Annotated in this window: 9 protein-coding genes; 7 read left to right on the top strand and 2 right to left on the bottom strand. The window is 32.6% G+C overall.

Features of this window, described 5'->3' with window-relative positions; translation table 11 throughout:
* On the top strand, positions 1-1,218 hold a 1,218-nt coding region (locus ADH52_RS03005), incomplete at its 5' end, for a phage tail tip lysozyme (protein ID WP_049510009.1).
* Between the two features lie 30 nt (positions 1,219-1,248).
* Here the strand turns inward: ADH52_RS03005 and ADH52_RS11470 are convergent.
* The gene (locus tag ADH52_RS11470; protein WP_001860875.1) at positions 1,249-1,437 is read right to left on the bottom strand and encodes a hypothetical protein; all 189 of its coding nucleotides are present in this window, start codon (positions 1,435-1,437) and stop codon (positions 1,249-1,251) included.
* A gap of 19 nt (positions 1,438-1,456) precedes the next feature.
* Here ADH52_RS11470 and ADH52_RS03000 point away from each other — a divergent pair, with 19 nt between their 5' ends.
* Positions 1,457-2,023 (top strand): PBECR4 domain-containing protein, encoded by a 567-nt coding sequence (locus ADH52_RS03000; RefSeq protein ID WP_049510007.1) that lies wholly within the window; start codon positions 1,457-1,459, stop codon positions 2,021-2,023.
* Between the two features lie 889 nt (positions 2,024-2,912).
* Here ADH52_RS03000 and ADH52_RS02995 read toward each other — a convergent pair.
* On the bottom strand, positions 2,913-3,875 hold the full coding sequence (locus tag ADH52_RS02995) for a helix-turn-helix domain-containing protein (protein ID WP_049510005.1): 963 nt from the start codon (positions 3,873-3,875) through the stop codon (positions 2,913-2,915).
* A gap of 226 nt (positions 3,876-4,101) precedes the next feature.
* Here ADH52_RS02995 and ADH52_RS02990 point away from each other — a divergent pair, with 226 nt between their 5' ends.
* From ADH52_RS02990 to ADH52_RS02970, 5 genes are read left to right on the top strand one after another with little or no spacing between them, the layout of a single operon-like run.
* The gene (locus ADH52_RS02990; RefSeq protein WP_049510003.1) at positions 4,102-5,859 is read left to right on the top strand and encodes an ABC transporter ATP-binding protein; all 1,758 of its coding nucleotides are present in this window, start codon (positions 4,102-4,104) and stop codon (positions 5,857-5,859) included.
* A 4-nt stretch (positions 5,860-5,863) separates the two neighbouring features.
* Complete coding sequence (locus tag ADH52_RS02985; RefSeq protein WP_049510001.1) at positions 5,864-7,588, top strand: ABC transporter ATP-binding protein; 1,725 nt, start codon at positions 5,864-5,866, stop codon at positions 7,586-7,588.
* A 21-nt stretch (positions 7,589-7,609) separates the two neighbouring features.
* Positions 7,610-8,197, top strand: coding sequence for an MptD family putative ECF transporter S component (locus ADH52_RS02980; protein WP_049510000.1), 588 nt, complete (start codon positions 7,610-7,612; stop codon positions 8,195-8,197).
* Complete coding sequence (locus tag ADH52_RS02975; protein ID WP_162837406.1) at positions 8,194-8,883, top strand: energy-coupling factor transporter transmembrane component T; 690 nt, start codon at positions 8,194-8,196, stop codon at positions 8,881-8,883. Before ADH52_RS02980 ends, ADH52_RS02975 begins: the two co-directional genes overlap by 4 nt.
* Positions 8,877-10,247: an ABC transporter ATP-binding protein gene (locus ADH52_RS02970; RefSeq protein ID WP_048773348.1), complete on the top strand. Its 1,371-nt coding sequence runs from the start codon at positions 8,877-8,879 to the stop codon at positions 10,245-10,247. The genes ADH52_RS02975 and ADH52_RS02970 overlap by 7 nt, the downstream gene beginning before the upstream one ends.
* Positions 10,248-10,593 lie beyond the last annotated feature (346 nt).

Below are 10,593 nucleotides of genomic sequence, written 5' to 3'. Positions count from 1 at the left end.
AATGGCCGTGCGATTGAGGGGACAAGAGTTCTAACGGGTGATGTTATCGGTGAAACACCAGATGATACAGGTTTGAAAGTCTCCTATCAAAAGTATAAGAATAAGAAAGAAAAATTGGTGTATGTCAATCCGCAATTTTATTTCCCAAAAGTCATTCAACTTCAGACCACTATCTTACCTGCCATTGGTCAGTTTGGTGGGGATGAGTTTGAACGAGCAAAACATATTTATGAGTTTTTGAAATCTCAAGGGGCAAGTCCTCAAGCCATTGCGGCAATTTTAGGAAATTGGTCGGTAGAGTCTTCTATTAATCCTAAACGTGCTGAAGGGGATTATTTATCTCCTCCTGTTGGCGCTACCGATTCCTCTTGGGATGATGAAGCGTGGTTAGCGATTGGAGGTCCAGCCATTTATAGTGGGGCTTATCCTAATATTCTTCATAGAGGTTTGGGGTTAGGGCAATGGACGGATACTGCAGATGGTTCAACACGTCATACAGCTTTATTGAATTATGGACATATCAATAATAAGAAGTGGTATGATTTAGACCTACAACTTGATTTTATGCTTCATGGGGATAGTCCTTACTATCAAAGTTGGTTAAAGGATTTCTTTGGAAATACGGGCAGTGCAGCCAATCTTGCCCAACTCTTCCTCACCTATTGGGAGGGAAATTCTGGTGACAAACTACTGGAAAGACAGACCAGAGCAACGGAATGGTATTACCAAATTGAAAAAGGCTTTAGCCAAACAAATGGGGGACAGGCTAAGAGTGACCCACAATCTCTTGAAGGTGTTCGTGGAGACTTGTATGAGCGTTCTGTTCCTGGTGGTGGAGATGGTATGGCCTATGCCTATGGACAATGTACATGGGGTGTTGCGGCTCGTATGAACCAGTTAGGATTAAAGCTAAAAGGTAGAAACGGAGAGAAGATTTCAATCATTAATACCATGGGAAATGGTCAAGACTGGGTTGCGACAGCTTCAAGTCTTGGTGGAGAAACGGGTTCCACACCAAAAGCAGGTGCCATTGTTTCTTTTGTAGGAGGTACACATGGCACACCAGCAGACTATGGTCATGTGGCTTTTGTAGAGAAGGTCTATGATGATGGTTCTTTCCTCGTGTCTGAAACAAACTATGGTGGCAACCCTAACTATACCTTTAGAAAAATCTCTCAAGCAGATAGTGCCATCAGTTTTGCCTATACTACGAAATAGAAGAGTTTACACTTGAAATTTTAACCATTTTCAGGTAGAATAAATAGTGTAGATGAGTAGTCGGCTCATGGTCAATCTGATAGTAATCTTGGACATAAGGGCCAAGCGGTGGCGGACACCAGAACGAAATCCGATAGCAATCTTGGACGTAAGGGCCAAGCGGTGGCAGACACCAGAATAAACCGACTGACTAGGTGGCTTACAGACTCTGTAAACCACCTTTTTTTGTGAGGAAAATATGGAAAATTTTGAAGATTATCGTAATCCTAATTACACCGAAAAAATAAAACTGCAGCGTTTTTTTACACAGTTACAAATTGCGGCTTCTTTTTTTAAAGAACACTTTGTTGGCAAAATCATGTATTATGAAACAGAAATTGAAAGTGTTGAACTTCATTTTTCACCTACTAATTTCATGCACCTATGTGGTGTTGATTACCGAAAAGGTGCAGGCAGTTTCTTTGACGATTGTTTAAATAGGCATGTCATAATTGATGAGTTGAAAATAAAAAAAGATGGAACCACGATGCAAAAGTTGCAAGTTTTAGGATCCATTGAGGAGTTATTGGGAAACCATGTTCATCTAACTGGTTCAGGACGTTATTTGTATTTGGAGTTTGATTATGCTCTACGTACAAGAAAACAGATACTAGCATTAACATTGAAAGAGACATCAAGGAAAATTGTTCCTCAATCTTTATTAGATTTGAAGAGAAAGACAGTATTTCCAAAAGGTCAAAAAGTAATTTCAATTTACTCAAAACATTTACAAACGTCGGAACTTTTTTATTATTTAAAAGATTAGTTTACATATCTTTTGTGGCATAAAACATATTTTATCATTATAAGGAGAACGCAGTTTTGGCTCGTTCTTTTTTTGTTGATGATATGCTCTAAACAACCTACACTAGATTGGATATGAAATAGTTTGTGATTACATAATTTATCTTCAGGGAAGTTATGGACATTATCTCAATTTCTGTTATGATAGACATCTCTAACAATTTCCGTTATAACAGACATTGACTTACAAAGTATTTCTTTTCTGAACATATTAGCGTTATAATATAAATGCAGTGTTACACTGTAGAATATTAAGAAAATAGGATACTGTAGGTTTAAAATAAATGTGTAAGATAAATAGTTGGATTAGTAAAAGTTTCAAGTCTGATAAGAACAATATTACATTTCATACAACTGAATGTATATATTTTATAAGAGAGAGGGATGCTTGATTGGGGAAAATCATTCAAAATACAGTTATAAGGATTTTAATAAGAATGAAAGTGTGATATTTCTTTTTCATTAATCTTCTAAATGTATTAAAATCAAGCTTTCCACTTATGTATTCTGCTAATAAACTTCAATACATTTCAATAGATTTTCAAAATTTGGTGGGGATTTTTATTATACTTTGTACGAGCTTTTCAATACCCTATCCCAACCTTTAAAATCCCCTAAGTTATTTACTCAAGGGATTTTTTATCTGCTTTTTTCATACTCAAACAGTCAGTCTAACTGTTTGATTTTCTTTGTGACTAACTCCCTAAAAATAGTAGAATTAGCTACTTTACTGATTTTACAAGATAATAACAAGACCTAAACGTATAATTTATTTAGGTTTACCAATTATGACTTTAACATTATCCAATAAGGTCTAACTCAACCGTCCCCAAAGTTAAATCCTTATGTATTTAATCAGAAAGATTATTTTTCGCATATTTTTTTATGTCTTTGGGATAAAATCCCTTATATTTTTTGAAGCATGTACTAAATTTACTGTGAGAGGAATATCCTACAGCCTCTGCTATATCTTGAATTTTAAGGGTAGAGTTCAGTAGGAGTAATTCCGCCATATTCATTCTCCGTCTTTGAGTATATTCTGTAATTGTGCATTGATATTTTTGCTTAAATAACTTTTTTAGTTTTGTGCCGCTCATAGTGGATATTTTTTCTAAAGTATCCTGTGAGATAGATGTTGCATAATGATCGTCTATATAATTGGCGACATTTTTCAAAGCCTCATCATCGGCAATAGATAGTGGATTGCTGTACTTATTTAAAAAAGAGTCTATTGTAATACTTAACCATTCCTTTGCCTTTGACTCAAAAAAGATTTCAGCAGCAGGAGATGCCATCTTGCAATTAAGGATATCTTTTGCGATTCTTTCTAAAGGCTTGTTTATTATAATGCTGGTATTAAAAAATAAATCTTCATAGTTACAGACTTTATTCTTATAAGAGGACAGGCATTGCTCTATCATGGACTGATTGAAATTTATACCGATTCCTAAATAAGGAGAGTTTTTGTGAAGTATAAACCTAAAGTCTTTAGAATTTTTTGTATTTATAGTATAAAGTGAATTTGAAGAAAGATTTTGATAAGGATTAAAACATTCACCGTTTGCTGTAACTAAATAAGATAAATAAAGGGAATAGAAATTATTCAAACCAGAAAAACTTGTATGGATAATTTCTTTTTTTATGAAAACATCATAAATATCAATAGTGAAATTATCGCCCTCGTAAAACCAATATATGCCTTCTGCATTATCCGTGCTAAAACGGAATTCATGTCCTACAGTGGAGTATTTTGTATTATCGATAGATTCATCTGTAGAAAAAAAGTTTTTAACAAAGTTATAAAAATCACTCATATTATACCTCCGTGCTTTATATTTTATCCCGAATAGACATTATCCCGAATAGACTTATTTAGCCATATCTAATTGATTGAAATCCTCATTTATTATAAAATAAATGATAAATAAAAACAAGAAAAACTATGCGTATTGCAAAAGAGTTTGAAAACAAGCCTCTAAAATCAGTCTAAAAAGGCTATTTATAGGGTTTGCTAATTTTAAAAAAAGGAGGAGTTGTTCAGTGAAGGATAAGAAGAAATCAATACTGAAAAGACTAATGGCTTACGGTGGTGAAAAAAGTTTTTTACTCTATATTGCTATTGTTATGTCTGCTGTATCAGGTGTCATGGTTTTGATGCCTATGGTATATATTCATAGAATTGTAAATAACTTAATTTTAAATGGGATGGTGAATTTTGATTATGTAAAGGAAAATTCAATTTATGCAGCAGTCTTTGCCGTTCTGGGGCTTTTTATATACCTAATAGGTTTAATTTTATCCCATATTTTTGCATTTGAAGTGGAAGATAACATTATTAAGACTTCCGTAACAAAACTAATAAACAAACCGCTTGGGTATTTCGATGACAAAGAAAGCGGAAGGATAAGAAATGTAATTGTGTCCGGAGCGTCTGAAACCCATTCTTTTATAGCGCATCAACTTCCTGATATGGCGATGACCATTATATCGCCAATCGTCCTGCTTGTATTTTTCTTCGTGTTTAACTGGAAGTTAGGACTTGCCAGTATGATACCGATGATTATCGGTATGACATTGATGTCATCTATGATGACAACCGAAACAAAAAAAATGAAGGATGAGTATTATGCAGGACTTTCCGATTTATCCTCTCAGACTGTGGAATATGTTCGAGGAATTCCTGTTGTTAAAACATTTGCACAAAGTGTTGAGAGCTTTGATAAGTTATATTCGTTAATCATAAAAACAAAAGACAATGTACTTAAGCTTACTATGAGTTATACGAATAAAATGTCGTGGTTTGAAACCGTTTCTACATCGACGGCATTTTTCTTGGTACCTGTGGCATTACTCTTAATAAAATTTAATGGAAACTTATCTAATGTAGTTGCAGATTCTGTTATTTACTTCCTAATAGGACCGGCATTTGCTACTTTTATTATGAGAACTGCGACGATTACACAATACAGTTATTTTGCAGAACTTGCTTTAGATAAAATTGAAAATATACTTGAGTTTGATGATTTTGTTTATGGAAATAAAACAAGTTCTGATGTTGGGATAGAGTTTAAAAATGTAAGCTTTTCTTATGAAGATGAAAATGTATTAGACGATATTTCATTTAAGGTGAATAAAGGAGAACGAGTTGCTTTAGTCGGATCATCAGGCAGTGGTAAAACTACTATAGCAAGGCTTGCTGCACGATTTTACGATATTAAAACAGGTGAAATTTATATTGGAGGAATTAATATAAAAGATTTTGAAAAAGAGGCTTTAATGAGAAAAATTGCTTTTGTTTTTCAAAACTCTAAACTATTTAAAATGAGTTTAAGAGATAATCTTTTAATCGGAAAGCCTGATGCAACTAATGAAGAAATTGACAATGCCTTAATCAATTCAGGGTCTAAAGATATTATTAAAAATTTAGATAAAGGACTTGATACTGTTTACGGAACTAAAGGCACATATTTTTCAGGAGGAGAGGCTCAAAGGATTTCTATAGCGAGAGCTTTTTTGAAAGATGCAGATATTATCATTTTAGATGAAGCTACAGCCTTTGCAGATCCTGAAAATGAACATTTGATTCAAGAGTCTTTTAAGAAGCTATCAAAAAACAAGACAACATTGATGATTGCTCATAGATTATCTACAGTAGTAGATGCGGATAAAATTCTTGTTATTGATAAGGGGAAAATTGTAGAAGAAGGCAAGCATTCAGATTTAATCGGTATGAGTGGGCATTACAAAAAACTTTGGGAAGAATATCAAAAATCCGTAAATTGGAAGATAGGAGGTTAAACATATGGTTTCTTATTTTATGAAAAAATATGCGATGTCAGAAAAAGGCGCTCTTAACTTAAAAAAAGCCATATTTTCACACACGCTTGTTAATTTAACTAAATTGTTCGCACCAATGATCGGTTTTATGTTTCTGTTTCAGTATATAGGCATTTTAAAAAGTATTGAGAGTTACAATTTTACTTCTATTCATTATATTGCACTAATTGTAGTAATGATGATTGTGATGTTCTTAATAGCGAGGTGGGATTATGTAAGACTTTACACCAATGTGTACAACGAGAGTGCAAATTCAAGAATTGAGTTAGCGGAAAAGTTAAAGAAATTACCTCTTTCTTATTTTGGTAAAAGAGATTTGGCAGACCTTGCGGAAACCATGATGAATGACATGAACTTATATGAAACAATTTTTTCTCATGCTGTACCTCATATATATTCAACGGCTATATCCACAAGTATTATTGCTTTAATGCTTATCTTCTATAATTGGAAACTTGCACTTGCAGCCCTTTGGGTAATTCCCATTTCTATTTTGATTATATTTTTATCAAAGAAAAGTCAGAAAAAAATAGTACAAGGCTGGATAGATGATAATCGTAAGGTTTTTGATAATCTACAGGAAAATATAGAGCAGATAGAGCAAATAAAATCTTACAACTTAGAAGATAGGATGTTAAATGATTTTTTTAAAAAATTAAATGCATCCACAAAACAGAAGACGAAAGGTGAAGTTGTAGCCGGAACACTTACAGGAATAGCTGCCGCAATTTTAAAGCTTGGAATTATAAGTGTTGCCGTTATCGGCGTCAACATGCTTATGGCAGGGGAGGTAAGTGCGCTGGTTTATATCGCATTTTTAATGCTTACAGCAAGTATTTATCTTCCTATAGAAGGAATAATCACCTTTATGTCAATGATAGTTATGCTTGATGCGGTTGTAGGGAGAATAAAGGAAATAAAGACCATGCCTGTTCAAAAAGGCAAAAAAGATATTGACATTAAAAATTACGATATTGAGTTCAAGGATGTTTATTTCGGATATGATGATTATTCTGTAATAAATTGTGTGAGCTTTACTGCAAAGCAGGGTGAAATCACTGCGCTAATCGGTTCAAGCGGAAGCGGAAAAACAACTCTCACCAAGCTTGCTGCAAGATTTTGGGATATAGATAAAGGAAAGATTTTGATAGGGGGAGAGGACATCGGTAAAATTGATCCGGAAACACTCCTTAAAAATTTCTCTATCGTTTTCCAAGATGTTACTCTTTTTAATTCAAGCATAAAAGATAATATAAAAATCGGTAAAAAAGATGCTACAGATGAAGAGATTATAAGAGCGGCTAAAATAGCAAGATGTTATGAATTTATAGACAAAATGCCGGATGGAATAGATACAGTAATAGGTGAAAACGGACAAAGACTTTCAGGCGGAGAAAGACAAAGAATCTCAATAGCAAGGGCAATACTAAAAGACGCACCAATCATATTGCTTGATGAGGCTACAGCATCTCTGGATGTTGAAAATGAAAGTCTAATTCAAGAGGCTTTATCCGAACTTATAAAAGAAAAAACGGCAATTGTTATTGCTCATAGATTAAGAACAATAAGAAATGCAAACAAAATCGTTTTATTAAATGCCGGAAAAATAGAAGCGATAGGGACAGATGAAGAACTTTGTAAAAGCTCGGAATTTTATAAAGCAATGCTTAGAAAATCAAATATTCAGTGAAAACTTATTTAGAAGGAAAATATAAAAATGGAAAAATTAAGAATTAAAGATTTAGTTACGATAGGTGTATTTACAGTAATATATTTTGTACTTATGTTTGCTTCGGGAATGATTGGTATTGTACCGATTTTATACTTGGCATACCCTACACTGGCAGGCATTATAACAGGAATAGTTATAATGCTCTTTATGGCAAAAGTTCAAAAATCATGGGGATTATTTATACTTGGGTTGATTTGTAGTCTTTTAGCAATTGCAATGGGAAATACATATGTAATATTGATACATGCTGTAATCAGTATGGCAATTGCGGAACTTTTAAGAAAAAAAGGAGAATATAAATCATTTAAATTTAATATGCTCTCATTTGCCGTATTCAACACTTGGATTTGTGGTTTCCTTATGCAAGTTTTGTTGGCTAAAGACAAGGTTATTAAACTGGCGGAAACAGGCGGTATGGGTCACGATTATATAATGAAGCTCATAGCACTTTTGAATTATCGAAGTATGGTATTAGTATATATCGGTGCTGTTGTCGGCGGGATACTCGGCGCATATATCGGTAAAGTCTTTTTGAAAAAGCATTTCGAAAAAGCTGGTATTGTATAATGCTCGTTTCTTTAGACAATCCATATAATCCCAATCCAATTAGTAAAATTTTAGTAAGTTTTTCACTTGGATTTGCTGTATTTTATAAAGTAAATACCTATTTTGAATGGGGAATTGTGCTTCTTATTTCATTTCTTTTTTTAATGAATGGATTTAAGAAAGAAGCCTTAAAAAACATATCATTTTTTGGGGTTCTTTCTTTGATACCTAATCTTGATGTAATTAGAAATATGAATGCGATTTTAATGATGTTTTTTATGCTATTTGCTGTATGTAAGATGTTTTATCTTCCATTTAGTGCGGGAAGTTTTTTTTTAAAAACATCGGATGTAGGAAGTGTAATATCCTCAATGGATAAAATGAATTTACCTCGTACTGTTTCTATACCAATTGCTGTAATGTTTAGGTTTTTTCCTTCATTTAGGGAAGAAAGTCACAATATAAAACTTGCTATGAAAATAAGGGGTATTACATTTAAAAATCCAATTTCATACATCGAGTATGTAATTGTGCCTTTACTTGTTATGTCTTCTAATATTTCTGATGATATTGCAAAGGCAGCAGAAACAAAATGTATTGAAAATCCTGTTAAAAAAACTAGGTACATATCCGTCAAAACGAAAACAGTTGATTTTGTTTATGTGCTTTCAATACTGATTATGGTTATAGGAGGAGCTTTATGGTAGAAATTGAAAATTTATCTCTATCTTATGGAAATTCTCCTAAAGTGTTAAAAAACATTTCTTTAGATGTAAAAAAAGGCGAATGTGTATTATTTACTGGGAAAAGTGGTAGCGGAAAATCTTCAATTATAAATTCTATCAATGGGTTAGCTGTACGATATGATGGAGCTTCTATGGGTGGTACCATCAGGATTGATAATAAAGATATTAAAAACCTCGAATTATACGAAATATCTCTCTTAGTATCAAATGTATTTCAAAATCCAAAGACACACTTTTTCAATATAAATACTACTCTTGAATTACTTCTCTATTTGGAGAATATAGGACTTTCAAAAAAACAAATGGATGAGAGACTAAATGATATGTTGGATTTGTTTCCGATAGAACATCTTTTAAATAGAGATATTTTTAAGCTTTCGGGTGGAGAAAAGCAGATTTTATGTATTGCTGCAAGTTATATATCTGGAACGGAAATCATTGTTTTAGATGAGCCTTCATCAAATCTTGATGAAGAAAACATTTTAATCATAAAAGAAATGCTTATAAAACTTAAAGATAAGGGGAAAACTCTTATAATCTCAGAACATAGAATATTTTATCTAATGGATATTGTAGATAGAGTTTTTTTGATTAAAGATGGGGAAATACAAAAGGAATATACTCAAATAGATTTTATGAAAATACCGTCTGAAAAGCTAAAGAAGTTAGGTTTAAGAAATAAGAATAGAGTAAAACTTACAGTACCCGAAAATGAAAATAAGGGAAATTTAGAAGTAAAAAACATTGAATTTAAGTTTAATGGCATAGATAAAAAATTGCATTTAAAAGACCTCTCTTTTGAAATGGGAAAAATTTACGGCATAGTAGGAACAAACGGACTTGGTAAATCCACTTTGCTCAGATGCCTTATAGGCTTAGAAAGAAAATCGAAGGATGAAATCTATTTGGACGGCAAAAGACTTTCAAAATCAGATAGGCTAAAAATATCATCCCTTGTAATGCAGGATGTTAATCATCAGCTTTTTACCGATTCTATTGCAAGTGAAGTAGGTCTTGGAATAAAAAATATTGAAAGTAGTTATGTTGAAAATATTCTGAAAAAACTTGATTTATATGAATCAAAAGATCGTCATCCAATGAGCTTGTCAGGTGGACAAAAGCAAAGGGTAGCAATTGCATCTGTACTATGTAAAAAATCTAAACTTATGTTTTTTGATGAGCCTACTAGTGGAATGGATTATTGCAATATGATGAACATATCCCATCTGATCAACGAATGTAAAAGCGATAAGAAAATAATATTCATTGTTTCACATGACCAAGAATTTTTAAATTCGATAGCTGACAATGTTATATATTTGTAAATATCCATAGTGATACTCATATTTGAAAAATCAAAATAAAGGAGATTTAAAGATGTAAGGAGATAAAAATATGAAATATCATGACATGATAATAGAAAATATAAGTGTATGTGAATTTCTTTTATCGTGTGAAAGTAAGATATTTCGTTTAGGAAAATTTTTATGCGTTATTAAATAATATAATAGAAAAAGAATACATTTCTAAAAGAGGACTTTTTACGCCAAAGTGTAGAAGTCCTCCTTTTTTATTATCACTAACGGAAAAGGAGAGAATGGGAGTCGCTTAACCTTATATTCCATTCATAATGGCCGTGCGATTGAGGGGACAAGAGTTCTAACGGGTGAT

It is taken from the genome of Streptococcus pseudopneumoniae, from assembly GCF_001072665.1.
In the GTDB taxonomy this organism is placed as follows: Bacteria; Bacillota; Bacilli; order Lactobacillales; family Streptococcaceae; genus Streptococcus; species Streptococcus pseudopneumoniae_S.
This window is presented reverse-complemented; position numbering and strand designations above follow the sequence as displayed.